The following is a 25,999-nucleotide window of genomic DNA, read 5'->3' on the forward strand; positions in this document are numbered from 1 at the left end:
AGTCTCGTGCTGTGTCCGACCCCACCCTGCTCCCACCCGCATCCTGCCACCATTCGCCGGAGTCGCTGGCATCGGTAGCCGGTTCCACCATATCCGCGGCTGCCCATGGATGGGGCGCGGTAGCCGCGCAAACATGATCAACACCGGATCACGGTGAAGAGTAGCGGTGGCGGGCGCGCCTTCACACCCCCGAATGGGGGTGGCGCATAACGAATCGGCGCGTCGCGGGGGCATCCGGGCTAGCCGGGGACCGGAATGCTGAGCCCGGGGAAGATCTCGACCTGCCGCGGCGGTTCGGCCGGCGGAATGATCACCACCGGATCCTGCTGCTGGGCGGGGCCGGGATTCAGGATGTCCCAGTTCGCGTTGGCGGGCGGCGAACCGGGCAGCGGATCGGGATTGGGGAACTGTTCGACGGGTGTGCCCTCCAGCGCGCCGTCCATGGTCTGCTTCCAGATATCGGACGGCAAGCCGGAACCGTAGATGGCGGCCCCGCCCCGGGTCCGGATGGGTTGGGACTGTTCGGTTCCCACCCACACCGCGGTCGCCAGCGACGGCGTGAAACCGACCATCCAGGCGTCCTTGTTCTGGCCGCTGTCGCCGAGTTGGGTGGTGCCGGTCTTGGCGGCCGAGGGACGGCCCGCCAGATTGTGCCCGTTGGAGTAGGCGGCGATGGGCAGCATGGCCTGGGTGACGGTATCGGCCACGGCCGGGGTGATGCGCTGTTCGGTCCGCTGCGGGTCGGCGGCGCGATCGAGCAGCACCCGGCCGTCCGCGGTGGTCACCTTCTGTACGAAGTAGGGGGCGCGATAGGCCCCCGACGCGGCGAGGGTGGCGTACGCCGAAGCCATGTCGATGGGCCGGACCGAGTACGCGCCCAGCACGATCGAGGGCAGCGGCGGGCCGCCGTCCTCGGTGAGCGTCTTACCCGCCACGCCCGGAATCGATTCCGGGATGCCCGCCTGATGTGCCGCGTTGGCAATGGCTTTCGGGCCTTCGAACAGCGATTGGGTGAGCCGGTAGAAGCTGGTGTTGAGCGAGCGCTTGAACGCTTCGGAGAGCGGGCAGGTGCCGCAGGTCTCGCCGCCCACGTTCTGGATCTTCTCGCCGTTCACGGTGACCGGACTGCTGTCGATCTTGTAGCTCATGGTGATGCCCTGTTGCAGGGCGGCCAGCACCGCGAAGGTCTTGAAGGCGGAACCGGTTTGCAAGGGGGCTTGCGCGAAATCGAATCCGATACCGTCCGGTCCGCCGTAATAGGCGCGCACCGCACCCGTGCGCGGATCGATCGACACCACGGCCGTGCGCAATTCACCGGGCTGCCCGCCCAGCGACCCGCTCACCGCGTTCAGCGCCGCCTGCTGCGCCCGCGCGTCGATGGTCGTGATGATCTGGAGCGCACCGGTATTCAATTCCTGCTCGCTGATCCCGGAGGCGCGCAGCTCCCGCAGCACCTGCGCCCGGATCAAACCCTCCGGGCCGCGCGGAATGCTGTCGTCGAGTTCGGTGACCGGCACGATGTTCGGGAACACGGTGGCGGTGCGCGCCTGGCGGTTCAGCGCGCCCATCTCCACCATGCCGTCGAGCACATACGCCCAGCGCGCCTTCAGCTGCTCGAGATGCGTCTCCGGATCGAGCGCGGACGGGGTGCGCACCACGGCCGCCAGCACCGCGCCTTCGGCGAGGGTCAGCTCCGGAACGGGTTTGGCGAAGTACGCCTTGGCCGCCGCCTGGATGCCGTACGCGCCGCGACCGTAGTAGATGGTGTTCAGGTAGGCGGCGAGAATGTCGTCCTTGCTCCATTCGCGGGCCATCTTGGCGGAGATGATGAGCTCGCGCATCTTGCGGCTCAAGGTCCGTTCGGAACTGAGGAAGGCGTTCTTCACGTATTGCTGGGTGATGGTGGAGCCGCCGCCCGCGTCTTCCTTACCGGCGAAGTTGTCGCGGGCCGCGCGCACGAATGCCGAGGTGGAGTAGCCGGGATTGGTGTAGAAGTTGCGGTCCTCCGCCGAGAGCATGGCCAGCCGCACCGGTTGCGGGACATCGGTGAGCGGCACCGGGACCCGATTGCCCTCCGGCGGAACGACCTTCGCGATCACGGTATTGCCGTCGGAGGTGAGGATGGTGGCGATCTGATTGGTCTGCACCGAGGCCGGGTCCGGAATCTCCGCACTCCAGTAGGCGAGTCCGAACAGCGCGGCGGGCAGCACCACCAGGATCGCGAACAGCATGACCAGCACCCGGAACACCCGGTACCCGCGTGACCGCTTGGGCCGCTGCGAGTTCGACGGCTCTTCTGGCGGTTTCGACCGTTTGCGCGGCCGGCTGTGCGAAGGTTGACGCCTGGAATTGGCGGTAGCGAGCTCATTCCAGCCAGCCATGGTGGCGTACGGTGCCGGATCACTGCGACGCCGTTTACGGGACGAGCTCACGAACATCTCCTCACTGGAGCGTCGAAAAAGCTTGCGTACGGGACGCCGCAGACAGCGCTGTGCGGCGCGACCCATGCTAGTGGACACACCCGACCGGTCGGGGCTATTGGGCGCGCCGCCCGCAGAAAGGAAATCGGGTCGGGGGCCCACGCGGTACCCCGCCCCAGTAAGGGGTTCGGGGCTAGGCGGAACCCTGTCGCCCAGGCAGGGGGTTCGGGGCTAGGCGGAACCTGTCGCCCTGGTAGGGGGTTCGGGGGCGAAGCCCCCGAAATCCCTATCTCTTGCTGAGTCGAAGGCTCAGCTCTTCACACCACCAGCGGTCAGACCGGAGATGATCCGCCGCTGGAAGAGCAGCACCATGATCACCAGGGGAATGGTGACGATCGTGCCCGCCGCCATGATCGCCGCATAGGGCTGGACCAGCGGGTTGTTACCCGAGAAGCGAGCAACCGCCACCGTCACCGGCTCGGTCTTGTCGGACGAGAGCAGCCGCGCCAGCAGATATTCGTTGACCGCCGCGATGAAAGCCAGGATGGCAGTGGTGAATACGGCCGGAGCCGCCAGCGGCAGCATGATCAACCGGAACGCCTGGAACCGCGACGCTCCGTCGATGCGCGCCGCTTCCTCCAGCTCCCAAGGCAATTCGGTGAAGAACGACGCCAGGATGTACACCGTCATCGGCAGCACGAACGAGATATTCGGAATGATCATGGCCTGGTAGTGCCCGATCCACCCGATATCGGTGAACAGCTGGAACAGCGGCGTCACCAGCACCACCACCGGGAACATGGACGCCGAGAGAATCAGCCCCGACACCACGTACTGCCCCTTGAAGGTCAGCCGCGCCAGCGCGTACGCCGCCATCACACCGATGACCAGCGCGACCACCGTGGTGAACAATCCGATGATCACGCTGTTGCCCAGCGCCCGCCCGAAGTCGTTGCCGCGGCTGGTATCGAAGGCATTGCTGAAGTTCTCGAACGTCACGTGGGTGGGCCACGGCGTGTTGTCGAACTGGTAGTCCGGATCGCGCAGCGCGGTCACGACCATCCAGTAGAACGGCCCGAGCCCCCACACCAGCACGATCAGCGCGCCCAGATAGACGCGCCCCGACGCCAGCTTCTTGGTCCACGGAACCGCCTGTGCGACCGGCTGCTTCGGCGCGGCGGCCGGTTCCTTCGTCATATTGCTGCTCATCAGTGCGCCTCCCGCTGTGCTTCCTGGGTGCGAACCGCATTGGCCCCCAGCACCTTCACCAGCAGGAACGCCACCGTGAAGATGAGCAGGAAGGTGATGATCGACAGTGCCGAAGCGCTGTTGGGCCCCTGCCGCACCTGATCCACCACCAGCATGGAGATGGTCCGGGTATTGGCATTCGACTGCGTCATGATGGCCGGCAGGTCGTACATGCGCAGCGCGTCCATGGTGCGGAACAGCACCGCCACCAACAGCGCCGGCTTCAGCAGCGGCATCGTGATGTGCCGGAACCGCTGCCACGCTGTCGCACCGTCGACCTTCGCGGCCTCGTACACGTCCTCCGGAATGACTTGCAGCCCGGCCAGAATCAGCAATGCCATGAACGGCGTGGTCTTCCACACGTCCGCGGCGATCACCGCGAACCGCGACGGCCATTCGTCGACGGTCCACAGGATGTGGGTGCCGAGCACCCGGTTCACCACGCCGTCGTACTGGAACATGAACTCCCACAACCGCGCCGTGACGGCGGTCGGGATGGCCCACGGAATCAGCACGGCCGCGCGCAGCAGCGCCCGGCCCTTGAAGGTCTTGCCCATGATCATGGCCATGCCGAGCCCGATGGTGGCCTCGAGCGTCACCGTGATCACCGTGAAGAACAGCGTGACCCCGATGGCCAGCCAGAACTGCGAGCCCAGATTGCCGGTGGGGCAGCTGACCGTCTCACCGAAGCTGTTGGTGCACTGCTGCATCAGCCAGTGCGTGTAGTTGTCGAAGCCCGCGTTGCCGCCTTCGACGAACATGCCGGTGGCGGGATCGAGCCCGGAATCCTTCTGGAACGACATGATCAGCGCCCGGACCACCGGATAGCCGATCACCACCGCCAGCGCGAGCAGCACCGGCGTCACGAACAGCCAGGCTTTCGCCGTACCGGACATGCCGGTACGGCGCTTCGGCTGGGACGCAGTGGGTTTCGTGGACATGTCGGGCAGATCGGGCGGCGCGACCTCGGTCGCTCCCGAAGGACGTGACACCGGTTCTCTTCTCCTGCGGGACGGACTCGTCAAGACGGGAGAATCCTACGACCCGGCGGTCTCGATGCCCTTCTGCATACCGATAATCGCGTCGTCGACCGATTGCTTGCCCTCGATCGCCTTGTAGGCGTTCTCCTGCACGGCCTTCGACACCGCCGAGTAGTACGGGGTCACCGGACGCGGCACCGCGGAGGCGATGGAGTCCTTGAGCGCGGGCAGGTACGGCATCTTGGCGATCAGGGCCGGGTCGTCGTAGACCGAAGCGCGCACCGACGGCAGCGCGCCCTGGGCGACGATGTGCTGCGCGTCCTCGCTGATCAGGTAGCGCAGGAAGTCCAGCGCGGTGGCCTTGTTCTTGGAGAAGGCGCTGATGGCGGCGTTGTAGCCACCGAGGGTGGACGCGCCGATGCCGTCCTTGCCGGGCAGCGGGGCGACCCCGAACTTGTCCTTCACCGCGGAGGCGTCGGAGCCGGCGTCACCGAAGCTGGACGGCCAGCCGCGCATGTACATGAGCTTGCCGGTGACGAAGGCGTTCTGCGACTCCGGCTCCTTGAACGAGAGCGCCTGCGGCGGGATGTCACCGTTCTTGTACGCCTCGACCAGGACCGACAGTCCGGCGCGCGCCTGCGGCGAGTTCACCGTCGGGGTCTTGCCGTCCGCGCCGACGAAGCTGCCGCCGAAGGCGTTGATTACCTCGGCGGTGTTCACGGTCAGACCCTCGTAGGGGGCGAACTGGCCCGCGTAGCAACCGATTCCGGCCTCGCGCGCCTTCGGGCAGCTGTTCAGCAGCTCGGTCCAGGTCTTGGGGGCTTCCTGCACCAGGTCCTTGCGGTAGTACAGCAGGCCGCCGTTGGTGTTGCGCGGCGCGGCGTACAGGGTGCCGTTGTAGGTGGCCGAGGCGACCGGCGGCGACAGCAGCGTCGAGGTGTCGATGCCGAACTGGTCCTTCAACGGCTGGATCCAGCCCTTGGCGGCGAACTCGGCGGTCCACGGCACGTCGAGCGCGACCACGTCGTAGTCGGAGCTCTTGGCGTTCAGATGCTGCTTGAGGTCGTCGTACTGCTGGCTGGCGTCGTTGGACTGCTCCTTGAACGTCACCTTCTCGTCCGGGTGCGCGGCGTTCCAGCGCTCGACGAGCTGCTTGACCGCACCGGTTTCGGTGGTGTCCTTGCCCTCGACGTAGGTGATCGGCCCGCGGCCCGTCAGGTTCTGCGAGGTGGGGCTGCTCCCACTGTCACTGGAGCAGGCGCTGACGAAGGTCGCCGTCAGCAGCGCGGCTCCGGTCATGACCACGGCGGCGCGTGGGACCAGTGACGTTCGTAGGACCTGCTTCAAAGCCATCGCGGATACTCCAGGGTCGAGACGTGAGCGGCAGCACACTGGGCCGGGTGCACAAGGGAAGATACATGGTGGCGGTTCGAGACGCCCGGACTACCTCACGTTCGCGCAGGTAGCGCAGGTCGCTAGGCTGATGGCGATGTCGGCTCAGGACAAGATGCTCACGCGGATCGGCGGTTTGCTGCGGCAAGCGGAATCGACCGACAACGACCATGAGGCGGAAGCCTTTCTGGCGGCGGCGCAGAAACTGGCCACCCGATCGTCGATCGATCTGGCGGTGGCGCGGGCGCATATCGCGACCCGGGAGCGGCGGCCCACGCCCGTGCAGCGGGTGATTCCGATCGGCGAGCCCGGCAAGCGCGGATTGCGTACCTACGTGCAGCTGTTCGTGGCGATCGCGGCGGCCAATGATGTGCGCTGCGATGTGGCCCGGACTTCGACCACCGTGTACGCCTACGGATTCGACACCGATATCGATACCTGTGAGGCGCTGTACACGAGCCTGCTGATCCAGATGGTGCGGGCCTCGGATCAGTACATCAAGTCGGGGTCCTATAAATCGGCGACCACCGAGAAGGTGGTGATCGAGAATCGCTGGGGTCGAAAGGTGCAGCGCAAGGTGCAGACGCCGGTGGCGGGCGTGACCGCGCGGCTGAATTTCCAGATGGCTTTCGCGGCGCGGATCGGCAAACGGCTGGCCGAGGTGAAAGCGGATGTGGAGGCCGAGGCGGTGCGGGCCGAAATCACCGAATCCGTGGCGGCCGGTACTGCTTTGGCGTTGCGCAACAAGGAATTGGAGCTGACCGACTTCTACGGGCGCACCTCGGAGGCGCGCGGGACCTGGCGCGGGCCGCAGGCTTCGGCGGGTTATTCGGCGGCGGCGCGGCGGGCCGGGGATCGTGCCGGACGTAATGCCCGGCTCGGCGATTCGGGCGAATTGGGCGGGCCGCGTGGACAATTGCCGAGCGGCGAGAGGTGACGCTCCGCGATTCCCAGCGCAGCCGGGTCTACGACGCGGAGATGCTGGTCCGGGGGATGTTCGACCGCGCCGACGAATTCGGGGCGCGCACGGTGGAAATGCATGGTTCGCAGTTGACGCTGCCGGTGGAGCGGCGGTTCGCTTCGGTGGAATCGGTGCAGAGTTATGTGGACAAGGTGCTGGCGTTGAATTGGGTGCGGGCGCAATGGGATCGTGCCGGTGTGGCGGTGACCGTCCGCTCCCGCGCCGGGACCAAAGCCGCGCATTACGAAGCCGACGGTTCGGTGCTCGCGGTTCCGCTGCATGCCGGTGGAACAGCCTGGGCGCTACGGGAATTGGTGATCCTGCACGAATTGGCCCATCACGTGGATCCCGGCCCCGGTGAAACCGCGCCGCACGGTCCGGAATTCTGTGCCCGCTACCTGGAATTGGTCGACGGCGTCATCGGCCCCGAGGCCGCACTGCTTCTGCGAACTACGCTGTATTCCTGCGGAGTTCGCATCGCCTGATGTACCGGGATGACGTGATCAGGGCAGCAGCTGCCGAACGCGATCCAGCCGCTCCCGCCACCACCGCTCGCGTTCCGGATCCGGATGCCGGTACCGCTCCAGCAGTTCTAAATCCGGCTCGGGCGCGGTCTCCGGCACGGACAGGAATCCATCGACCGGACGCAGCGGCGTGGCGACCAGATCGCCGGTGAACAGCGACAAAGTATCGAGCCCGCAGGCGAATTCGAGCGCCGGCAGCGTGGCCGCCAGCCTGATCTGCGCCGCCAGCCCCACGCTGGTCTCCAGCGCCGAGGACACGAGGCAAGGCAGCCCCGCCGCCTCGGCCACCGCCAGCGCTCGCCGCACCCCGCCCAACGGCGTGCACTTCAGCACCGCCACATCCGCGGCCCCGGCGACGGCGACCCGCAGCGGATCCTCGGCCCGCCGAATCGATTCATCGGCCGCGATCCGCACATCCACCCGCCGCCGCACCGCCGCCAACTCCTCGACGGTCCGGCACGGCTGCTCCACATATTCCAGCCCGCCCGCGGCCTGATCGATCAACTTGATCCGTTCCACAGCGGTATCCACATCCCACACCGCATTGGCATCGACCCGGACCGCCCCGCCCGGCCCGAGCGCCTCCCGCACCGCCGCGACCCGCTCCAAATCCTCGCCCAGCGACTCCGGATGATCCGCGACCTTGACTTTCGCTGTCCGGCACCCGGATTCGCGCACGATCTCCCGCGCCCGCTCCGCCCCCACGGCGGGCACAATGCAATTCACCGGCACCCGATCACGCACCGGCTCCGGCCACCCCACCGTCGCCTGCTCGACCGCGGTAGCCAGCCAGGCCGCCGCCTCCCGATCGTCGTACTCGGGAAACGCACAGAACTCGCCCCACCCGACCGGCCCGGGAATCAACATCCCCTCCCGCACCGTGATCCCCCGAAACCGCGTCCGCAACGGGATCGCGTAAACCACGGCCGCCCCGAACTCCGCCCCACCACCGTTCTCGCTCACTGCCCGAACCCTACTCGCCCAGCTCACCGCCCCCGGCGATCGGTTTCGCGACAGATGGCGTCCGCTCGAGTGCCGTATCGAACGGACGGAATCGCGCCAATGATCCGGGCGCACCGTTCATCCGGTGCGCTCTCTGCCGCGATCTGCTGCCGCAGGCAAGATCTCGAACCCAGCCGCGCTGAGCACTACGAGTGCGGCGGCCGGGGTCCGCGCGGTGAACCACGGCACCGGCTACTCGAAGTAGTCGGATATCGCCCGTCACGCCTGGTGAACCAGCGGTGCGCGGGATCGATCGCCGTAGCGTGCCTGGTTATGGGGTGGCGGTGGCGCGGTGAGCCGTTCAAAATGCGGTCAGAGTGTCGAACGACCCGGGGGGAGCCCGCACATCATGAAGCCGCCAGAGGAATCTCGTCAGGAAGACGTGGAGACCCTCCGATCGAATCGATCATCGGAAGCCCGCACCCCCGAACCGCCGGCACCACCGGCCTGGGGACCCGACGAAGGACCGAATTCCATTGGCGGCCCGCAGCACACCCCGCCCGGCCCGCCCGGCACACCACCACCCGCCCGTCCCTATCCCCCGACCGCCACTGGTCCGGGCCCGCAGTCTCGTGGTGCGGCAGCCGATTTCGGCCCGCACCTGTCCCGTCCGTCAAGGCCGGAAAACAACCCGCCGGTCGGTCCCCAGCGTGGACCGCGCCCCGAACCTGGTCTGCAACCCCAGCCCTTCGGCCAACCGAATGCACCGCAATTTCCCGGCGGCCCAGGTCAGCCTGGCGGCCCAGGTCAGCCTGGCGGCCCAGGTCAGCCTGGCGGCCCAGGTCAGCCTGGCGGCCCAGGTCAGCCTGGCGGCCCCGGACAGCCCGCCGGCCCCGGACAGCCGGGAGGCCCAGGTCAGCTTGGGGGCCCAGGTCAGCTCGGGGGCGCTGGGCAGGCGGGAGGCCCAGGCCAACCCGGGGGCCTTGGGCAGGCGGGAGGTTCCGGACTAGGCGGTGGGCCCCTACGGACCGGTGGTCCCGGACAAGCTGGTGGTTCCAATCAGCCCGGTGGGGTGGGACAACCGGGTGGGTCCGGTCAGACCAGCGGGTCGCAGCAGCCCGGAGGTGCGCAGTATCCGGGCGGCTCCGCACAACCCGGCGGTGGGCAACCGTTCGGTGCGCCGGGACAGCCCGGTGCGAATCAACCGGGTTGGCGGCCCGCGCCCGGAGGTGCGGGTGGATCCGGTCATGCCGGTGGCCCGGGACATGCCGTTGGGCCGGGGCAGACCGGTGGCGCGCAAGGTGGCGGGGGGCCGCGGCAGCCGGTATCACGACCGCGCGGGGAGATCGGGCGTAATGATCCGACCGATGTCGCACCCGCCCGGAACCAGGGTGGGGTTGCTGGAGGTTCGGGACCGGATGGCAATACCGGTGGGGGAGTGGATCGTTCACCGGATAGTCGGCCGACGAACAAGCTCGGCGGCGAGCCGATGGCCGGCTCCGCGCCGGGTGGTAGCTGGCAGACGCCGATTGATCAGAGCGGGCGGCGGGCGGGGACGGGACTCGGAAACGAGGGACCGACCAATAGGTTTGGTGACAATCCGGGCTCGGTGTCGGGCCCGTATGGGCAGGGGCCACGCGATTCGGGGCGCGCGCAGTCGCCCTCCGGGCCGAACAGCGGCGCATGGCCGCCACCGTCCGGGCCGCCGAGCGGGGAATGGCCATCGCCGGCCGGTCCGCCGACCGGTGATTGGCCGAAGCAGGCGGGTCCGTCGACGGGCGAGTGGCCGAAGCAGCCGGGTGTGACCGGTGATCGGTCGAATCCAGGGGGTTTGGCTGGGAATCGGTCGAATCCGGCAGGCGCGGTTGGGAATCGGTCGCATCCGGCCGGGCCGAATACCGGCGAGTGGGCGGCGGCCGGGACCGGACGTGGGCTCGACGGGGACGCGGGATCGGTTGCGAGTGCTACCGGTTCGGGGAGCAAGGGGAGCATGAGCGAGTACGACGGGGGCGCGGCGAGTGGGGCCGCCGCGTCGAAGCGGGGACTGAGCATGGTCGATCTGGGGATCGGCGGTGGGGTGTTCCTCGTGGCGGTGGTCGCCATGTTCGGATTCGGATACGACCTGTTCGGGAAGATTTTCGACCTGGTGCACAACCGGTGCACCGCGAAGAAGGACTTCTCGGTGCAGTGTGTTCTGGTGCGGCCGCCGAGCTCGGCCTTATGGGGTCTGGTGATCGCCGGTGGCGGCATGTCTTTGGCGTTGATCACCGGCCTGGTGATCACCTCGGTGGCGGCGCTGACCGGTCGTAAGCGGCCCTGGCTGGCGCTGGCGATCGCGGTACCGGTGATCCTCGTCGCGGGCGCGGCGGGCCATGTGCTGGTGACCAGCGCGATCGCGGACTGAATCGCCTCGCGCTGGGCATCCCGGAGGTATGGCGGAGTATGGACGGCCGCCGATCCGGCCGATCGACCTGACCGTTGCCGTGCTGATCTACCTACTGGGTGCTGGATTCGGCTGGTTCGCAGCGCTTCTCGTACCGCAGTACGCGGTACTGCTGCACGCGCCGGCCGATTCCCGTCACCTGCCGCTCGCCTACGCCATCGGCTGGGCGGGCATCGCCATCACCCTGATGGTCGTCCCCCTGTGGATCCTGCGCGAAGTCCAATTCCGCCAGCGCTCGTGGCCCACAGCGCTACTCGTCTTCCCCCTGGTAGCCCTCTCGTGGGTGCTGGGCCTCCTCGTAGCGCTCCTCGCCGCAGGGAAACCCGGTTGAGTGGCACACCAGCGCGGCGGATTCGGACGAATCTTCGCACTGGTGTGCCACTCGACTTCAGAGCCGTTCGTAGATGGTGGCGTTGGCCAGGCCGCCTGCCTCGCACATCGTTTGGAGGGCGAAGCGGGCGCCTCGGTCCTGCATGGCGTGAACGAGGGTGGTGGCGAGGCGGGAGCCTGATGCGCCCAGGGGGTGGCCGAGGGCGATGGCGCCGCCGTTCACGTTCACCTTGGACAGGTCGGCGCCGGTGTCTTGCGCCCAGGCCAGGACCACGGAGGAGAACGCCTCGTTGACTTCGAACAGGTCGATGTCGGAGAGGTCGAGGCCGGCTCGTTGCAGGACTTTGCGGGTGGCGGGGATGACGGCCGTCAGCATCAACAGCGGGTCGTCGCCGGCTACCGCGAAGCTGTGCAGGCGGGCGAGGGGGCGCAGGCCGAGTTGGGCGGCGCGTTCGCTGGTCATGATGAGGGTGGCCGAGCTGCCGTCGTTGATCTGGGATGCGTTGGCGGCGGTGATGTTCCAGCCGATCTGGGGGAATCGGGCGGCCATGTCCTCGCTGTAGAAGGCGGGACGGAGGGCGGCGAGGCTGTCGAGGGTGCTGCCGGTGCGAATACCTTCGTCGGCGGTCAGCCCGTTCAAGGGGGCGAGTTCGGCGTCGAAGAGGCCGTTCTTGGTTGCGGCGGCGGCTTTTTCGTGGCTGCTCAGTGCGAATTCGTCGAGCTGGGTGCGGGTGAGGCCCCACTTGGCGGCGATCAGTTCGGCGCTGATGCCCTGGGGGACCAGGCCCTCGGGGTAGCGTTCGGCGAAGCCGACGCCCGCGATGTCGTCCGCGCCGATCAGGTTGGCGCCCATGGGAACCCGGCTCATCGACTCCACGCCACCGGCCACCACGATGTCGTAGGCCCCGGCGATCACGCCCTGTGCCGCGAAGTGAATCGCCTGCTGGCTGCTGCCGCACTGCCGGTCGACGGTGGTCGCGGGCACCGATTCCGGATATCCGGCGGCGAGGACCGCCCGCCGGGTGAGGTTGGAGCCCTGCTCACCGACCGCGGTCACCACGCCGCCGATCACATCGTCGATCAATGCGGGGTCGATCTCGCTGCGCCGCACCACTTCTCGCAGGCTGTGCGCGAACAGATCGGCGGGATGCACGCCGTGCAACGCACCGTTCGCCTTGCCCTTGCCGATCGGTGTGCGGACCGCTTCGACGATGACTGCGTCTCTCATTGCGATTCCTTCCGGAAGCCGCCTGCTGGCGGCTGACTTTGTCGCTCTAAAGCCAGGGTAGGAGCTGGCAATAGTCGAGGCAAGTCAGCTTGGGTATGATGTGCCTCATGCCTGCCGTATTGGAAGGAAAGCTCGGTGATCTGAGCGCGTGGAAGCCCGAGGACTGCTCGATCGCGAAGGCGATGGACCTGGTCGGGACGCGCTCGGCGATTCTGCTGCTGCGCGAGGCGTACTACGGCACGACCAGGTTCGACGGGTTCGCGGCACGGATCGGCATCACCGATGCGGCGGCGTCGAACGCGTTGAAGAAGCTGGTGCAGGCGGGGCTTTTCGAGAAGCGCCCCTACCAGGAGGAGGGCAAGCGCACCCGGCACGAATACGTGCTCACCCCGATGGGTGCGGATCTATTGCCCGCCGTGGTCGCCCTCTGGCAATGGGGCGACAAATACCTCCAGGACGGTGAACCGCCCCTGCAACGCCTGGAGGATGCGACCGGCGAACCGGTCCAGGTCGAACTGCGCAGCGCCTCGGGAAACGAAGTCGCCCTGGAGAACCTGCGCGTGCGGGTGAACCCGAGCTGGTGGCGGAAGCGGGGGCGCGCCCACCGGAAGTAGTCCGATGGCCACGCCCCCGGCGTCACTCAGTTCAGCCGGCGCCCGTCCTCGGGCGCGAAGAAGTACACGTGCTCCCCATCGGCGACCAGGGTGAGCTGCGCGCCCTTGGCCGGCGGGTTCCGCCAATCCGCCCGCGCCACAATCGTTTCCCCGTCACCGAGCGTGCGCCCGTACACGTAGGCGTCGGAGCCGAGCTCCTCCACCACGTCCACCTCCATGGCGATCCCGGTGCCCTGCCCGGTGATCTCCAGATGCTCGGGCCGCACGCCGACCACGACCTCGGGCCCGGTCGCCGCCGCCACCGAACGCGGCAGCTGCAATGGGCACCCGCCCAGCGTCACGGTCCCGTTGCTGACCGGCAGCGTGAACAGGTTCATGGCGGGCGATCCCATGAACCCGGCCACGAACAGATTGGCCGGATTCCGGTACAGGTCGCGCGGCGAGGCGCACTGCTGCAACAGCCCGTCCTTCAGCACCGCGACGCGATCACCCATGGTCATGGCCTCGACCTGGTCGTGGGTGACGTACACGGTGGTGGTGCCGAGCCGGCGCTGCAACTGCGCGATCTGGGTGCGGGTCTGCACGCGCAGTTTGGCGTCGAGGTTGGAGAGCGGTTCGTCCATCAGGAACACCTGCGGCTGCCGCACGATGGCGCGCCCCATGGCGACGCGCTGGCGCTGACCGCCGGAGAGCGCCTTGGGCTTGCGGTCCAGGTACTGCTCGAGGTCCAGCAGCTTCGCCGCCTCCAGGACCCGTTCCTGCCGTTCGGCTTTGGACACCTTCGCCATCTTCAGGGCGAAGCCCATGTTCTCGGCCACGCTCATGTGCGGGTACAGCGCGTAGTTCTGGAACACCATGGCGATATCGCGTTCCTTGGGTTCGGCGTGCGTGACGTCGTTGGTCCCGATCAGGATCCGCCCGCCGCTCACCTCCTCCAAGCCCGCGAGCATGCGCAGCGAGGTGGACTTGCCGCAGCCGGAAGGCCCGACGAGTACCAGGAATTCACCATCGGCGATCTCCAGGTTCAATGCGTCGACGGCGGGTTTGTCGGAGCCCGGGTACAGCCGGGTGGCCTGGTCGAATGTCACCGTAGCCACGGTGGATCACATCCCTTCACCGGCAGGAACGTGCCGGACGATCCGAGTTCGAGGGTCGGCGAAGAGACTAGCCGAGGGGCAGAATGGGCGGGGTGTCGATCGCCCGTTGCTTTCAGTCGATAAAGGAGTGCGCATGAGCCATCCGATCCGCATCGGTGTGCAGTTGCAGCCCCAGCACGCCCCCAATTACGGATTGATTCGCGATGCGGTGCGTCGCGCCGAGGATCTGGGCGTGGACATCGTCTTCAACTGGGATCACTTCTATCCGCTGTACGGCGATCCGGAGGGCGCGCACTTCGAGTGCTGGACCATGCTGGGCGCGATCGCCGAGCAGACCGAGCGGGTGCAGCTGGGTGCGCTGGTCACCGGCGGTGGCTACCGCAATCCGGATCTGCTGGCCGATATGGCCCGCACCGTCGACCACATCAGCGACGGCCGCCTGATCCTCGGCATCGGCGCGGGCTGGTTCAAGAAGGACTACGACCAGTACGGCTACGAATTCGGTACGGCGGGAAGCCGTCTCGCGCTGCTCAAGGACTCGATGGCCCGGCTCACCGACCGGCTGGCCAAACTGAACCCGCAGCCCGTGCGCGATATCCCCATCCTGATCGGTGGCGGTGGCGAGAAGAAGACGCTGCGCCTGGTCGCCCAGTACGCCTCGATCTGGCACAGCTTCGCCGACCTGGACGCGTTGAAGGCCAAGTCGAGCATCCTGTCGGCACACTGCGACGAGGTCGGCACCGATGTCGCCGCCATCGAGAAGTCGGTGGCCTGGCCGGGCGTGGCGGACGCGCCCGATTTCGTGGCTGCGGGTGCGACCCTGTTCACGGTGGGGACCGGCGGCCCGGACTACGACCTGACCAAGGTCGCCGAAGCCGTGCACTGGCGCGACTCGCTCTGAATCGAATGTGATTCTCACCGAATCCCGCTGACCGCAACACTGGAATCGCAGCTCACCCCCACTAGGGTGATTTGTCATGGTTTCCTTGCGCTCGGCAGCGCCCCGGCGATCCCGGCGGCAGCCCCGCATCCTGGCGGTCGCGGGAGTGCTGCTGACCACCTTGCTCGGCACGATGACGCTGGGCGCGGGGGTGAGCAGCGCCGCGCCCACCAGTGGTGATCTTTGCTCACCTCCGGGCGTGGCCGCCGCCAGTGCCGCGCCCACCAATCTGGCTACGGGTCAGCAAGCCGCGGGCGCGGATCGGTTCACGACCGCGTCCACGGTGCCGCTGAACCAGATCGACGTGAGCAAGCTGGGCTTGCTGACCCCGGGCAAGCTCAGCGTCGGCACCCTCTCCGATGCCCCGCCGAGCATCTGCGTCAATTCCAAGGGCGCGTTCACCGGTTTCGACAACGAACTGCTGAAGGCCATCGGCGCGAAGCTGGGTTTGCAGGTGGAGTTCACCGGCACCGAGTTCGCGGGTCTGCTGGCCCAGGTCGCCAACAACCGGTTCGACGCGGGCTCGTCGAGCATCACCACCACCGATGCCCGCCGCAAGCTGGTCGGCTTCACCAACGGCTACGACTTCGGCTACTTCTCGCTGGTGGTGCCGAACGGCTCGGCCATCAAGGGCTTCGCGGATCTGAAGCCGGGCAGCCGGATCGGCGTGGTGCAGGGCACCGTGCAGGACGAGTACGTGGTCAATGAACTGCACCTGGATCCGGTGAAGTTCCCCGACTACAACACCGCCTACGCGAACCTGAAGTCCGGTCAGATCGATGCCTGGGTCGCCCCGTCGCAGCAGGCCATCGGCGCGATCAAGCCGGGCGATCCGACCTCGATCATCGAGAACACCTTCAGCGTCAACAATTTCGTCGGTTACGCGGTGCGCAAGGACAATCAGCCGCTGATCGACGCGCTGAACTCCGGCCTGGACGCGGTGATCGCCGACGGCACCTACGCCAAGCTGTACGAGGACTGGGTCCCGCGCGAACTGCCGCCGGGCTGGAAACCGGGCTCGAAAGCGGTTGCCGCCCCACAGCTCCCGGACTTCGCGAAGATCGCCGCCGAGCACGCGGGCGACAAGCCGGACAGCGCCGCCGTCCAGCCGAAGTCCACGCTCCAGCAGCTGAAGGACACGTTCTTCGACTGGTCGTTGTACCGCAAGGCTTTTCCCGACCTGATCAAGACCGGCCTGCCGAATACCCTGATCCTGGCGTTGGTTTCGGGTGCGCTGGGCACGGTGCTGGGCATGCTGCTCGCGGTGGCGGGCATCTCCCGCACCCGCTGGTTGCGCTGGCCCGCACGGATTTACACCGATATCTTCCGCGGCCTGCCCGCCGTGGTGATCATCCTCTTGATCGGCCTGGGCATCGGCCCGGTGGTCAAGGGCGTCACCGGCAACAACCCGTACTGGCTGGGCGCGGTCGCCCTGGCCCTGCTGGCCTCGGCCTATATCGGTGAGATCTTCCGCTCCGGCATCCAGTCCGTGGAGGCCGGTCAGATGGAGGCGGCCCGCGCCATCGGCTTCGGCTACCGCCAGGCCATGACCTTGGTGATCATCCCGCAGGGTGTGCGCCGGGTGCTGCCCGCGCTGATGAACCAGTTCATCGCGCTCATCAAGGATTCCTCGCTCATCTACTTCCTGGGTCTGCTGGCCTCGCAGCGCGAACTGTTCGCGGTGGGCCGGGACCTGAACGCGCAGACCGGAAATCTGTCTCCGCTGGTGGCGGCCGGTCTGGTGTACCTGCTGCTGACCGTGCCGCTGACGCACCTGGTCAATTACATCGACAAGCGGCTGCGCACCGGCCGTCCCGAGAATCCCGCCGAACCCATCGAGCAGGCGGTCGTCACGGAAGGGCGTGGAGCATGAGTGCCTCCCTCACCGCTACCGATCTGCACCTGACGCTGGGCGGCAATCAGATTCTGCGCGGCGTGGACATCCAGGTCGACGCGGGCAAGACCACCACGGTCATCGGGCCGTCGGGTTCGGGCAAGTCGACGCTGCTGCGGGTGCTCAACCGCCTGCACGAGCCCGACAGGGGCGACATTTTGCTCGATGGCGAATCGGTGCTGAAGGACAACCCGGATCGCCTGCGTCAGCGCATCGGCATGGTGTTCCAGCATTTCAATCTGTTCCCGCATATGACGGTGGCCGACAATATCGCGATCGGCCCGCGCAAACTGCACGGGTTGTCCAAGGAGCAGGCCCGCATGTTAGCCGTGCAGCAACTGGAGACGGTCGGGCTCGCGGGCAAAGCCGATGCGCGCCCGGCGAATCTGTCGGGCGGCCAGCAGCAGCGGGTGGCGATCGCCCGCGCCCTCGCCATGAAACCGGACGTGATGTTCTTCGACGAGGCCACCTCGGCGCTGGACCCGGAGTTGGTGAAGGGCGTGCTGGCGCTGATGTCGGAGCTGGCCGGCGGCGGTATGTCGATGATCGTGGTCACCCACGAGATGGGTTTCGCCCGTTCGGTTTCCGACCGGGTGGTGTTCATGGATCATGGTCAGGTGGTCGAAACCGGCACGCCGGATCAGCTTTTCGACAATGCCGAGACCCCGCGCCTGCGCCAGTTCCTTTCGCAAGTGCTGTAGACGAGCGCACGACCGGCTAACTTAGGGCTACCTAATTGGTCGGTTGTTCACCTTCTCGTCCCCTGCGTCTCTCCTGGCCTGGTTACGGTGCGCCCGACCGACCGAACCGGGAGCATGCAGTGAGCCTCAAACCCCTCAGTCTCTTCGTGAAGCACGACGGCGCCTCGTCGCGTTCCAGCGTGACCTGCCAGTACAAGTGCGGCAACGCGTGCTTCCACGAGGTCCCCAACACCTCCGCCGGTGATTACTTCGGAGATATCGTCGCCGCGATCTCGCGCCGCCGCGTCTTCCAGGGCGGTGCCGCGCTGGTGCTGGCCGCCGGCACCGGCAGCCTGCTCGCCGCCTGCGGTGACGACAAGGCCGACGCCGCCGAGGCCAACCCGGGCACGGGTATCGGCACCGACTTCGAAGCCGTCGCGCCCAACAAGGAAGACGCCCTGGTCACCGCCAAGGGCTACGAGCAGAGCGTGGTCATCCGCTGGGGCGACCCGGTGGTCGCCGACGCGCCCAAGTTCGACTTCGCCAAGCAGACCGCCGCCGCGCAGGCCAAGCAGTTCGGCTTCAACAACGACTACGCGGCGCTGCTGCCCATCGAGGGCAAGGACAATTCGTTCCTGCTGGTCGTGAACCACGAGTACACCACCGAACCGGCCATGTTCCTGGGCTACAACCCGGACGCGCCGACCCGCGAGCAGTTCGAGATCGCCATTGCCGCGCACGGGCTTTCGGTGGTCGAGGTCAAGGGCGAATCCGGCAGCGGCAAGCTCACCCCGGTCATGGGCCAGTACAACCGCCGCATCACCGGCACCACCGAGTTCAAGGTGACCGGTCCGGCCGCGGGCAGCGACTTCCTCAAGACCTCGGTCGATCCGACCGGCACCAAGGTGCTGGGCACCTTCAACAACTGCTCCGGCGGTGTGACCCCGTGGGGCACCGTACTTTCCGGCGAGGAGAACTTCAACCAGTACTTCGGCGGCGTCATCGCCGACCCGACCGGCCAGGCCCGCGGCAAGCGCTACGGTCTCGGCCACCCGGGTGCGGGCCAGGGTGAAATGCCGCGCCGCTGGGAGACTTTCGACAAGCGCTTCGATACCGCGCAGGAGCCCAACGAGGCCAACCGCTTCGGCTACGTGATCGAGGTGGATCCGTGGGATCCCACCGCCACCCCGGTCAAGCATTCGGCCATGGGCCGGTTCAAGCACGAGTCGGCGAACATCTACGTCACCAAGGACGGCACCGTCGTCGCCTACTCGGGCGATGACGAGCGGTTCGAGTACATGTACAAGTTCGTGTCCGCCAAGAAGATCCAGTCGGGCAATACCGCCGCCTCGCGCAAGGCGAACATGACCATCCTGGACGAGGGCACGCTGTATGTCGCCAAGCTGACCGGCGATCACGCGGGCCAGATCGACGGCAGCGGAAAGGTCCCGTCCGACAAGGGCTTCACCGGTAAGGGCCAGTGGATTCCGCTGCTCCAGACCGGCGCCGACGGCAAGGGCAAGTCGCTGGTCGAGGGCATGACCGCCGAAGAGGTCGCGGTCTTCACCCGGCTCGCCGGCGACAAGGTCGGGGCCACCAAGATGGACCGCCCCGAGGACTTCGAGCCCAACCCGCTCACCGGAAAGGTGTACGTGGCGCTGACCAACAACAGCAACCGCGGCGCCGAGGGCAAGCCCGGCGTGGACGAGGCGAACCCGCGCAACACCAACAAGAACGGGCAGATCCTGGAGCTGGTGGACAACCACGCGGGCACCGACTTCACCTGGTCGCTGCTGCTGGTCTGTGGTGATCCGAAGACCGCCGACACCTATTTCGCGGGCTTCGACAAGAACAAGGTCAGCGCCATCTCCTGCCCGGACAATCTGGCCTTCGATCCGCACGGCAACCTGTGGATCTCCACCGACGGCAACGCGCTCAAGTCGAACGACGGCCTGTTCTCGGTGACCCTCGAGGGTGAGAAGCGCGGCGAGACCAAGCAGTTCCTCACCGTGCCGATCGGTGCGGAGACCTGTGGGCCGATCGTCACCAAGGATCGGGTCATGGTCTGCGTGCAGCATCCGGGTGAGCTGGAGGGCGCGAGCGCCGACAAGCCGGGTTCGCACTGGCCGGACGGCGGCACCTCGCAGCCGCGCCCGGCCGTGGTCGTCGTCTGGAAGTCGGGCAACGGCCAGATCGGGGTCTGACCCGAGGGGGCTAGCTGCTGCCGCGTCCGCTGCCGCTGAACGGCATGTTGGCGTAGGCGCCGAAATCGCCTTGGGCGCCGCTGTAGACGTTGAGGTCGACGCCTGCCGCGATGCCCGGGATCTGACCGGAGTCGCTGGTCTGCCAGAAGGTCCAGGCAGGCCAGCCTCCGGGCACCTCCGGTTCGTCATTGCCGCGGTAATCCGCGATCCACAGCGGGTACCGGGTGAATTGATTGCTGTCGGCCATCGCCGTCTGCCAGAAGCGCGGATAGGTGTAGATGATCGGCACGCGGCCGGTCAGCGCCTGCACGGTATTCAGGTACCGATGCGTCCAGTCGATGAGCGCGTCCGGGGGCAGCCCGCCGGAGTCCTCCATATCGAGCACCGGTGGCAGGTCGAGCAGACCGTTCTGTCCCAGCACGATCGCGGCGTACAGCGCCGCCTGCGGTTCGGGCGGCAGCGCCGGCCGCGCGAAATGATAAGTGCCCCGGGCGACTCCGGCCGCCCGCATGGCCAGGCTGTCCGGGATGAAGTGCGGATTGACGTAGTTCAATCCCTCGGTGGCCTTCACCATCGCGAAGGTGTGGCCCGCGTTCCGCACCGCGAACCAGTTGATGGGCTGCCCGCCCGGATGCTGCCAGGACGCCACATCCGGCCCGGTGACGTCGGCCGAAGCCACACCCATTGACGTTGCCGAGAAGATGCCGGTAGCCGCGAAAACGACTGCTTTCATCAGGCTATGTCGCGTCATGCACAAAAACGCTAGGTCGAATGCCTTTGATTCGACGGGAGCCACGCCTGTGACATTCGCTATAAATTTGCCATTCTGCGGACTCGAATCAGGCTGAGTCCATTGCTTCCGCGGTCCGCCCCCGCCGCAGACCATGCTGCCCATGAGTTCTGAATCGCAATCCGAGCCGTCGAGTTGGCTCACCCGCATCGATGCCGATTGGGGATCGGTGTTGTTCGCCGGAGCCATCGTGCTGGCCGCCGTGGCCGGTGTTCTCCCCAAGATTCCGTGGTGACCCTGTGAGCACTGTGGATATCTCGAAGGACCGACCTGCCGGCGTTACGGCGGTGACGAGCGGACCGCGCAAGCTGCTCGAACTGCTGCCCGGCATCCTGCTGCTCGCCGCGGTCGGCGTGGCGGCCAAGTACACCCAGATCTATGTGAACAAGCTGGCCCATCACGAGGGCTGGCGGTTCCCGGATATCGAATACGTCCTGTGGGCCATTATTTTCGGGCTCATCATCGCCAATACCATTGGTGTGCACCGGATTTTCAAACCCGGCGTCGGCAGCTACGAATTCTGGCTCAAGGTCGGCATCGTCGCGCTGGGGTCGCGGTTCGTCCTCGGCGACGTGGCGAAGCTGGGCGGGAGCAGCTTCATCCTGATCCTCATCGATATGACGGCGGCGGGCGCGATCATCCTGCTGGTGGCGCGGCTGCTCGGGCTCTCCGGCAAGCTGGGATCGCTACTGGCCGTGGGCACTTCGATCTGCGGCGTCTCCGCCATCGTGGCGACGCGCGGTTCCATCCGGGCCAAGAACTCCGAGGTCAGCTACGCCATCGCCGCGATTCTGGCGCTGGGCGCGGTGTCGCTGTTCGCGCTGCCCGCCATCGGTCACGCGATCGGCCTGACCGACAACGAGTTCGGGCTGTGGGCGGGTCTGGCGGTGGACAATACCGCCGAGACCACCGCCACCGGTTACGCCTACTCCGATGCCGCGGGCAAGGTCGCGGTGCTGGTCAAGTCCACCCGCAATGCGCTCATCGGTTTCGTGGTGCTCGGTTTCGCCGCGTACTGGGCGTCGCGCGGCGAGGCCGATCGGATCGCCACCGGCGTGCGCGCCAAGGCGGCCTTCGTCTGGGCCAAGTTCCCCAAGTTCGTGCTCGGTTTCCTCGCGGTGTCGGCGCTGGCGACCCTGCACTGGATCAGCAAGGCGCAGTTGACGAATCTGGCGAACGTCTCCCGCTGGGCGTTCCTGCTCACCTTCGCCGGCGTCGGCCTCAACACCGATCTGCGCGAACTGGCCCGCGCGGGCTGGCGGCCACTGCTGGTCGCCATCGCGGGCCTGGTCGTGGTGGCGAGCGTCTCGCTCGGCCTGGTGCTGCTCACTTCCCGTGTGCTGCACTGGGATCTGTTCTGATCCTCAGCCCAGCCAGTCCAAAACCGATGCGGCCGTCCAGGATTGCTGCATGCTCCCGAGCGGTTCGCCGGTGAAGGGCTCGTAGTACTCCGCGAAACTCCCGTCGCTGGCCTGGCGCAGACCTTCCGCACGCAGCATGAAGGAGCGCTCGGCCCAGCCGCGGCGAGCGAAAACCCAGGAGAACAACCAGCTCATCACCGGCCAGACCGGGCCGCGCCAGTATTCGCGCGACCGGAAGTCCTTGGACACCGGCGAGGTCGACGGCGGCAGCGCATAGCGCAGATCCGGATGCCCGCACCAGCGCGGGCCCTCGAACAGGCGCAGCAGCCGCCGCTCGGCATCGCGGGTCAGCCCGCCGCACAGCAGCGGCGCGAAACAGGACAGCGTCTCGGTCTCGATCCAGCGGTCCGCGCGCACATCGAAATCGCGGGCCACCCCGGTGCGGGCATCGGTCGTCGCGACCACGCCCGCCCGGAAGTAATCGGCCCATTCGTGCAGTTCCCGCACATCGGCGTGCGGCTGCTTGTAGTCCTCGCCGATATTGGCCAGCACATCGCAGGCCAGCGCGAAGATGGCGGTGACGAACACGTCCTCCACCGCGAAGCTCATGGTGGAGGCCAGCTGGTAGTCGTCGTAGCCGCAGCGGCGCATCTGCTCGACCAGCCACATGTACCGGTCGTATTCGCGATCCGAGGGCCGCTGCGTCGGATCCCCGACCACGTGCAGATCCTCGCGCTGATACGGCGGCAGGTCCGGGCCCGGAATCACGTTCTCGTAGGCGCGATCCCAGCGCGGCGAATTGTCCATCCCGGATTCCCAGCCGTGATAGAGCGTGATTCGCCCGTGCTGCTTGGGATCTCGCGCATACGCCATCCAGCGATGCCAGCGCATCAGATCCGGCCAGCGGCGTTGCAGGAACTCCTCCGCCACCGCGCGGGTGGAACGTCCGTGCCGCCGGGAGTGATCCAGAATCCGTTGCACCGCAATGGCATGCACGGGCGGCTGGGTGATGCCGGAGGTGTCCGGCCCGTCCGGCGCGTCGGCCGCCAGCCGCCGGCATTCCCAGCGCGAGGGCCCCGGGAAGTAGCCGTCCACACCGTTGGCGAACACGATGTGCGGGATCATGCCGTTGCGCCATTGCGCGGATAAGAGCGTGTCCAGTTCGAGGGCGGCGCGCTCCACACTCAGCGGAGCTAGACCGACCGCTACGAATGCCGCGTCCCAGCTCCACATGTGCGGATACAGTCTGGGCGCGGCGCTGGTCATGGTGCCCAGGTCATTGCCGCGCAGCAAGTAAGCGGCGCGGGCCGCGAGCTGGGTGGGCGTGAACCCCGGGTTCGTCATCGCCCTATTCTGCGCCGGTACCCGCAGGTATGCGCGCGGGGCATGAATGACGGCGGTACCGACGGACGACTCTTGATCGCCAGATTGCACTCTGTTCGCCTACTTTCCATGAGCCTCGCCCGGAGCATCGCCGCACATCCACGCCCGGTTACGGTGATCGCATGGCGAATTCCGTAAAGAGCGGCGACCCTCGTCCCGTGGCGCTGATCACCGGGGCCAGCCGCGGGCTCGGCGCGGCGATCGCGCGCGAGCTCGCGCCGACGCATCGGCTGCTGCTGGGTGCGCGCACGCCGGAGGCCCTCGGCCCGATCCTGGATGAACTGCCCGATGCCACGGGTTTCCCGGTGGAGCTGACGGACTATCCGGCGGTGGCTGCGGCAGTGGAGCCCTTCGACCGGCTTGATGTACTTGTGCACAATGCCGGGATCGCCGACCTGGGAACTTTAGCCGATTCGTCCGTCGAGCAATGGCGGAACACGTTGGAAGCCAACCTGATAGCGGTGTCGGAGCTGACACGCCTGACGCTCCCGGCGTTGCGCGCGGCGCGCGGGCACGTGGTGTTGATCAATTCCGGCGCCGGGCTGCGCGCCAATGCCGGGTGGGGGGTGTACGCGGCGAGCAAGTTCGGGCTGCGCGCCTTCGGGGACGCGCTGCGGCTGGAGGAGCCCGAGCTGCGGGTGACCTCGGTGCATCCGGGGCGCATCGACACCGATATGCAGCAGGCGATCGTCGCCGACGAGGGCAAGCAGTACCGGGCGGACGACTTCCTGAAGGCCGAGACGGTGGCGCGCGCCGTGCGGCAGGCCGTCGAGACCCCGCGGGACGCGCACCCCACCGAAATCGTGCTGCGGCCCATCCCACGCTGACGATGCATTACGTTTCATCCGAATTTCATTCGTTTCGCGTGGATTTCGTGACCTGTTCATCGATGCCGGATATAACGGCACGGTGGATAGACGACGGCTGCTGACGCTGCTCGCCGCGGGGACCGTGGGCGCCCTGGCCGCCTGTAACCAGGCCCAGGGCGACGACGTGGTCGATACCGGATCGGCGGGGAACGGGACCTTCACCCTGCCGAACATCCCGACCGCGCCGCGTACCCTGCCCGCCCCGCCCGGCGGGCCGAAGACGCAGCTGCAAGGTGGGACGATCACCGCGCTGCCCGGTCAGGGCAGCAGCATGGCGCTCACCGTCGACGACGGCGCGAGCCCCGAGGTGGTCGGCGCGTACATCAAGTTCGCCAAGGACACCGGTGCGCGCTTCACCTTCTTCGTGACCGCCTACTACGACTCCTGGACCATCCATCGCGACGCGCTGCGCCCGCTGGTGGATTCCGGGCAGATCCAGCTGGCCAATCACACCTGGGATCACCCCGACCTGACCACGCTCTCCGCGAGCGCGATCTCCTCGCAGCTGGACCGGGCGAAGACCTTCCTGCGCAACAACTTCGGCGTGGACGGCGCTCCCTATTACCGGCCCCCGTTCGGTCGGCACAACGGTACGGTGGACCGGGTGGCCGCCGATCTCGGATACACGGTGCCGACCATGTGGTTCGGTTCGCTGTCGGACTCCGGCGTGATCACCGAGCAGTACCTGATCGAGTGCGCGCACAAGTATTTCAATCCCCAGACCATCGTCATCGGCCACGCCAACGCACCGGCCGTGACGCACTGCTACGACCAGTTGGTCGAGATCATCCGCGAGCGCAACCTGTCCATGGTGACGCTCAACGATGTTTTGTTGCCTCCGCGCTGACCCGTGGAGTTAGTTGATCGAGGTTCGACATGGATAGACGGCGGCTGCTGACGATCTTGGCGGCGGGCGCCGCCGCGATGCTCGCCGGGGTGGGCGACGCGCGGGGCGAATTCCCTTGGGAGACAGGTTCGACCGGCGGGAACGGAACCGCGCCCGCCGTACCCCGGATACAGATCGGCCCCGGCACCATCCAAGCGCTGCCCGGTGAAGGCAACAACATGGCGCTCACCATCGACGACGGCGCCAACCCCGCGGCGGTAGGCGCGTTCATAGATCTGGCCCGCCGCACCGGAATTCGCCTGACCTTCTTCGTCACCGCCTACTACGACTCCTGGATGATCCACCGGGATACCCTGCGCCCCTTGGTCGATTCGGGTCAGATCCAACTCGGCAACCACACCTGGGACCACCCCGACCTCACCAAGATCTCCGCCGGTGCCGTAGCCGACCAACTGGATCGCGCGAAGTCCTTCCTGTGGAACAACTTCGGCGTCGACGGCACCCCCTACTACCGCCCGCCCTTCGGCCGCCACAACGGCCAGGTCGACCAGGTCGCCGCCGACACCGGCTACACCGTCCCAACCATGTGGTACGGAACCCTGAACGACACCGCCCCCGTCATCACCGAGGGCCTGCTCCTCGACAGCGCCCGCCAATGGTTCAAGGCGCAATCCATCGTCATCGGCCACGCCAACCGCACCACCGTCAACAACATCCTCGACCAGCTCCTGGACATAGTCCGCGACCGCAACCTCCAACTGGTCACCCTCAACGACGTCATCCAAGTGGTGTGACGCTCAACTCTGACCGGGCTGGGGGTGGTACCGGTGTCCGCCACAGCGGAAAAGAAGA

25 protein-coding genes are annotated in these 25,999 nt (G+C 67.1%); 15 read left to right on the top strand and 10 right to left on the bottom strand.

Going from position 1 to position 25,999, the window contains the following annotated elements:
- Positions 1–239 precede the first annotated feature (239 nt).
- The 4 genes from NI1_RS27975 to NI1_RS27990 form a co-directional block, all read right to left on the bottom strand.
- Positions 240–2,381 carry a transglycosylase domain-containing protein gene (locus tag NI1_RS27975; protein ID WP_084523840.1) on the bottom strand — a complete coding sequence of 714 codons (2,142 nt, stop codon included), beginning with the start codon at positions 2,379–2,381 and terminating at the stop codon, positions 240–242.
- 348 nt (positions 2,382–2,729) lie between these two features.
- Positions 2,730–3,629 carry a carbohydrate ABC transporter permease gene (locus tag NI1_RS27980; RefSeq protein ID WP_174564530.1) on the bottom strand — a complete coding sequence of 300 codons (900 nt, stop codon included), beginning with the start codon at positions 3,627–3,629 and terminating at the stop codon, positions 2,730–2,732.
- Entirely contained in the window at positions 3,629–4,609 is a 981-nt protein-coding gene (locus tag NI1_RS27985; RefSeq protein ID WP_067826465.1) for a carbohydrate ABC transporter permease, read from the bottom strand. Before NI1_RS27985 ends, NI1_RS27980 begins: the two co-directional genes overlap by 1 nt.
- A gap of 96 nt (positions 4,610–4,705) precedes the next feature.
- Positions 4,706–6,001 carry an ABC transporter substrate-binding protein gene (locus NI1_RS27990; RefSeq protein WP_067826348.1) on the bottom strand — a complete coding sequence of 432 codons (1,296 nt, stop codon included), beginning with the start codon at positions 5,999–6,001 and terminating at the stop codon, positions 4,706–4,708.
- A gap of 136 nt (positions 6,002–6,137) precedes the next feature.
- On the opposite strand from NI1_RS27990, the gene NI1_RS27995 reads away from it, so the two are divergent.
- Positions 6,138–6,977 (top strand): DUF2786 domain-containing protein, encoded by an 840-nt coding sequence (locus NI1_RS27995; protein WP_067826479.1) that lies wholly within the window; start codon positions 6,138–6,140, stop codon positions 6,975–6,977.
- Between the two features lie 41 nt (positions 6,978–7,018).
- Positions 7,019–7,486, top strand: coding sequence for a TIGR04338 family metallohydrolase (locus NI1_RS28000; RefSeq protein WP_067826482.1), 468 nt, complete (start codon positions 7,019–7,021; stop codon positions 7,484–7,486).
- 18 nt (positions 7,487–7,504) lie between these two features.
- On the opposite strand, the gene NI1_RS28005 is transcribed toward NI1_RS28000, so the two are convergent.
- Positions 7,505–8,488: an o-succinylbenzoate synthase gene (locus NI1_RS28005; protein ID WP_067826350.1), complete on the bottom strand. Its 984-nt coding sequence runs from the start codon at positions 8,486–8,488 to the stop codon at positions 7,505–7,507.
- A 689-nt stretch (positions 8,489–9,177) separates the two neighbouring features.
- Here NI1_RS28005 and NI1_RS39955 point away from each other — a divergent pair.
- Positions 9,178–9,477: a hypothetical protein gene (locus NI1_RS39955; protein WP_157535375.1), complete on the top strand. Its 300-nt coding sequence runs from the start codon at positions 9,178–9,180 to the stop codon at positions 9,475–9,477.
- Between the two features lie 11 nt (positions 9,478–9,488).
- Here the strand turns inward: NI1_RS39955 and NI1_RS28015 are convergent, their stop codons facing one another.
- A complete protein-coding gene (locus tag NI1_RS28015) occupies positions 9,489–9,767 on the bottom strand; it encodes a hypothetical protein (RefSeq protein ID WP_067826354.1) in 279 nt (92 codons plus the stop codon).
- Between the two features lie 690 nt (positions 9,768–10,457).
- Here NI1_RS28015 and NI1_RS28020 point away from each other — a divergent pair.
- Together NI1_RS28020 and NI1_RS28025 are read left to right on the top strand one after the other, a co-directional pair.
- A complete protein-coding gene (locus tag NI1_RS28020; RefSeq protein ID WP_067826356.1) occupies positions 10,458–10,871 on the top strand; it encodes a hypothetical protein in 414 nt (137 codons plus the stop codon).
- A 28-nt stretch (positions 10,872–10,899) separates the two neighbouring features.
- Positions 10,900–11,241, top strand: coding sequence for a hypothetical protein (locus NI1_RS28025; protein WP_067826358.1), 342 nt, complete (start codon positions 10,900–10,902; stop codon positions 11,239–11,241).
- 57 nt (positions 11,242–11,298) lie between these two features.
- Here NI1_RS28025 and NI1_RS28030 read toward each other — a convergent pair whose 3' ends face one another.
- Positions 11,299–12,468, bottom strand: a complete 1,170-nt coding sequence (locus NI1_RS28030) for a thiolase family protein (RefSeq protein WP_067826360.1) — start codon at positions 12,466–12,468, stop codon at positions 11,299–11,301.
- A gap of 107 nt (positions 12,469–12,575) precedes the next feature.
- Between NI1_RS28030 and NI1_RS28035 the strand changes: the two genes are divergently transcribed.
- On the top strand, positions 12,576–13,082 hold the full coding sequence (locus tag NI1_RS28035; protein WP_067826485.1) for a winged helix-turn-helix transcriptional regulator: 507 nt from the start codon (positions 12,576–12,578) through the stop codon (positions 13,080–13,082).
- 26 nt (positions 13,083–13,108) lie between these two features.
- On the opposite strand, the gene NI1_RS28040 is transcribed toward NI1_RS28035, so the two are convergent.
- The gene (locus NI1_RS28040) at positions 13,109–14,179 is read right to left on the bottom strand and encodes an ABC transporter ATP-binding protein (RefSeq protein WP_067826362.1); all 1,071 of its coding nucleotides are present in this window, start codon (positions 14,177–14,179) and stop codon (positions 13,109–13,111) included.
- Between the two features lie 133 nt (positions 14,180–14,312).
- Between NI1_RS28040 and NI1_RS28045 the strand changes: the two genes are divergently transcribed.
- The 4 genes from NI1_RS28045 to NI1_RS28060 all read left to right on the top strand — a co-directional run bounded on the left by NI1_RS28045 (position 14,313) and on the right by NI1_RS28060 (position 19,897).
- The gene (locus NI1_RS28045; protein ID WP_067826364.1) at positions 14,313–15,080 is read left to right on the top strand and encodes an LLM class F420-dependent oxidoreductase; all 768 of its coding nucleotides are present in this window, start codon (positions 14,313–14,315) and stop codon (positions 15,078–15,080) included.
- Positions 15,081–15,252: 172 nt separating this feature from the next.
- Positions 15,253–16,992, top strand: a complete 1,740-nt coding sequence (locus NI1_RS28050; protein WP_245663436.1) for an ABC transporter substrate-binding protein/permease — start codon at positions 15,253–15,255, stop codon at positions 16,990–16,992.
- Positions 16,989–17,714, top strand: a complete 726-nt coding sequence (locus NI1_RS28055) for an amino acid ABC transporter ATP-binding protein (RefSeq protein ID WP_067826368.1) — start codon at positions 16,989–16,991, stop codon at positions 17,712–17,714. Before NI1_RS28050 ends, NI1_RS28055 begins: the two co-directional genes overlap by 4 nt.
- Before the next feature lie 119 nt (positions 17,715–17,833).
- Positions 17,834–19,897 carry a PhoX family protein gene (locus NI1_RS28060; protein WP_067826370.1) on the top strand — a complete coding sequence of 688 codons (2,064 nt, stop codon included), beginning with the start codon at positions 17,834–17,836 and terminating at the stop codon, positions 19,895–19,897.
- 10 nt (positions 19,898–19,907) lie between these two features.
- On the opposite strand, the gene NI1_RS28065 is transcribed toward NI1_RS28060, so the two are convergent.
- Entirely contained in the window at positions 19,908–20,648 is a 741-nt protein-coding gene (locus NI1_RS28065; protein WP_067826372.1) for a glycoside hydrolase family 25 protein, read from the bottom strand.
- A gap of 142 nt (positions 20,649–20,790) precedes the next feature.
- Here NI1_RS28065 and NI1_RS39960 point away from each other — a divergent pair, with 142 nt between their 5' ends.
- Both NI1_RS39960 and NI1_RS28070 read left to right on the top strand, forming a co-directional pair.
- Positions 20,791–20,922, top strand: a complete 132-nt coding sequence (locus NI1_RS39960) for a hypothetical protein (protein WP_281179515.1) — start codon at positions 20,791–20,793, stop codon at positions 20,920–20,922.
- Between the two features lie 19 nt (positions 20,923–20,941).
- Positions 20,942–22,048: a YeiH family protein gene (locus NI1_RS28070; protein ID WP_439957307.1), complete on the top strand. Its 1,107-nt coding sequence runs from the start codon at positions 20,942–20,944 to the stop codon at positions 22,046–22,048.
- 3 nt (positions 22,049–22,051) lie between these two features.
- Here NI1_RS28070 and ggh read toward each other — a convergent pair whose 3' ends face one another.
- A complete protein-coding gene (gene ggh, locus NI1_RS28075; protein ID WP_067826376.1) occupies positions 22,052–23,392 on the bottom strand; it encodes a glucosylglycerate hydrolase in 1,341 nt (446 codons plus the stop codon).
- A 161-nt stretch (positions 23,393–23,553) separates the two neighbouring features.
- On the opposite strand from ggh, the gene NI1_RS28080 reads away from it, so the two are divergent.
- The 3 genes from NI1_RS28080 to NI1_RS28090 all read left to right on the top strand — a co-directional run bounded on the left by NI1_RS28080 (position 23,554) and on the right by NI1_RS28090 (position 25,941).
- Positions 23,554–24,258, top strand: a complete 705-nt coding sequence (locus NI1_RS28080; protein ID WP_067826378.1) for an SDR family oxidoreductase — start codon at positions 23,554–23,556, stop codon at positions 24,256–24,258.
- 82 nt (positions 24,259–24,340) lie between these two features.
- Positions 24,341–25,147: a polysaccharide deacetylase family protein gene (locus tag NI1_RS28085; RefSeq protein ID WP_067826379.1), complete on the top strand. Its 807-nt coding sequence runs from the start codon at positions 24,341–24,343 to the stop codon at positions 25,145–25,147.
- Positions 25,148–25,176: 29 nt separating this feature from the next.
- Positions 25,177–25,941 (top strand): polysaccharide deacetylase family protein, encoded by a 765-nt coding sequence (locus NI1_RS28090; protein WP_067826380.1) that lies wholly within the window; start codon positions 25,177–25,179, stop codon positions 25,939–25,941.
- Positions 25,942–25,999 lie beyond the last annotated feature (58 nt).

Source organism: Nocardia inohanensis NBRC 100128 (genome assembly GCF_001612945.1).
In the GTDB taxonomy this organism is placed as follows: Bacteria; Actinomycetota; Actinomycetes; order Mycobacteriales; family Mycobacteriaceae; genus Nocardia; species Nocardia inohanensis.

What these genes read in the sequence shown, in the direction of transcription:
- NI1_RS27975 (WP_084523840.1), bottom strand. Translation starts at nt 2,381, where the DNA reads ATGGCTGGCTGGAATGAGCTCGCTACCGCCAATTCCAGGCGTCAACCT.
- NI1_RS27980 (WP_174564530.1), bottom strand. Translation starts at nt 3,629, where the DNA reads ATGAGCAGCAATATGACGAAGGAACCGGCCGCCGCGCCGAAGCAGCCG.
- NI1_RS27985 (WP_067826465.1), bottom strand. Translation starts at nt 4,609, where the DNA reads ATGTCCACGAAACCCACTGCGTCCCAGCCGAAGCGCCGTACCGGCATG.
- NI1_RS27990 (WP_067826348.1), bottom strand. Translation starts at nt 6,001, where the DNA reads ATGGCTTTGAAGCAGGTCCTACGAACGTCACTGGTCCCACGCGCCGCC.
- NI1_RS27995 (WP_067826479.1), top strand. Translation starts at nt 6,138, where the DNA reads ATGTCGGCTCAGGACAAGATGCTCACGCGGATCGGCGGTTTGCTGCGG.
- NI1_RS28000 (WP_067826482.1), top strand. Translation starts at nt 7,019, where the DNA reads ATGCTGGTCCGGGGGATGTTCGACCGCGCCGACGAATTCGGGGCGCGC.
- NI1_RS28020 (WP_067826356.1), top strand. Translation starts at nt 10,458, where the DNA reads ATGAGCGAGTACGACGGGGGCGCGGCGAGTGGGGCCGCCGCGTCGAAG.
- NI1_RS28025 (WP_067826358.1), top strand. Translation starts at nt 10,900, where the DNA reads ATGGCGGAGTATGGACGGCCGCCGATCCGGCCGATCGACCTGACCGTT.
- NI1_RS28030 (WP_067826360.1), bottom strand. Translation starts at nt 12,468, where the DNA reads ATGAGAGACGCAGTCATCGTCGAAGCGGTCCGCACACCGATCGGCAAG.
- NI1_RS28035 (WP_067826485.1), top strand. Translation starts at nt 12,576, where the DNA reads ATGCCTGCCGTATTGGAAGGAAAGCTCGGTGATCTGAGCGCGTGGAAG.
- NI1_RS28045 (WP_067826364.1), top strand. Translation starts at nt 14,313, where the DNA reads ATGAGCCATCCGATCCGCATCGGTGTGCAGTTGCAGCCCCAGCACGCC.
- NI1_RS28050 (WP_245663436.1), top strand. Translation starts at nt 15,253, where the DNA reads ATGACGCTGGGCGCGGGGGTGAGCAGCGCCGCGCCCACCAGTGGTGAT.
- NI1_RS28055 (WP_067826368.1), top strand. Translation starts at nt 16,989, where the DNA reads ATGAGTGCCTCCCTCACCGCTACCGATCTGCACCTGACGCTGGGCGGC.
- NI1_RS28065 (WP_067826372.1), bottom strand. Translation starts at nt 20,648, where the DNA reads ATGACGCGACATAGCCTGATGAAAGCAGTCGTTTTCGCGGCTACCGGC.
- NI1_RS39960 (WP_281179515.1), top strand. Translation starts at nt 20,791, where the DNA reads ATGAGTTCTGAATCGCAATCCGAGCCGTCGAGTTGGCTCACCCGCATC.
- ggh (WP_067826376.1), bottom strand. Translation starts at nt 23,392, where the DNA reads ATGACGAACCCGGGGTTCACGCCCACCCAGCTCGCGGCCCGCGCCGCT.
- NI1_RS28080 (WP_067826378.1), top strand. Translation starts at nt 23,554, where the DNA reads ATGGCGAATTCCGTAAAGAGCGGCGACCCTCGTCCCGTGGCGCTGATC.
- NI1_RS28090 (WP_067826380.1), top strand. Translation starts at nt 25,177, where the DNA reads ATGGATAGACGGCGGCTGCTGACGATCTTGGCGGCGGGCGCCGCCGCG.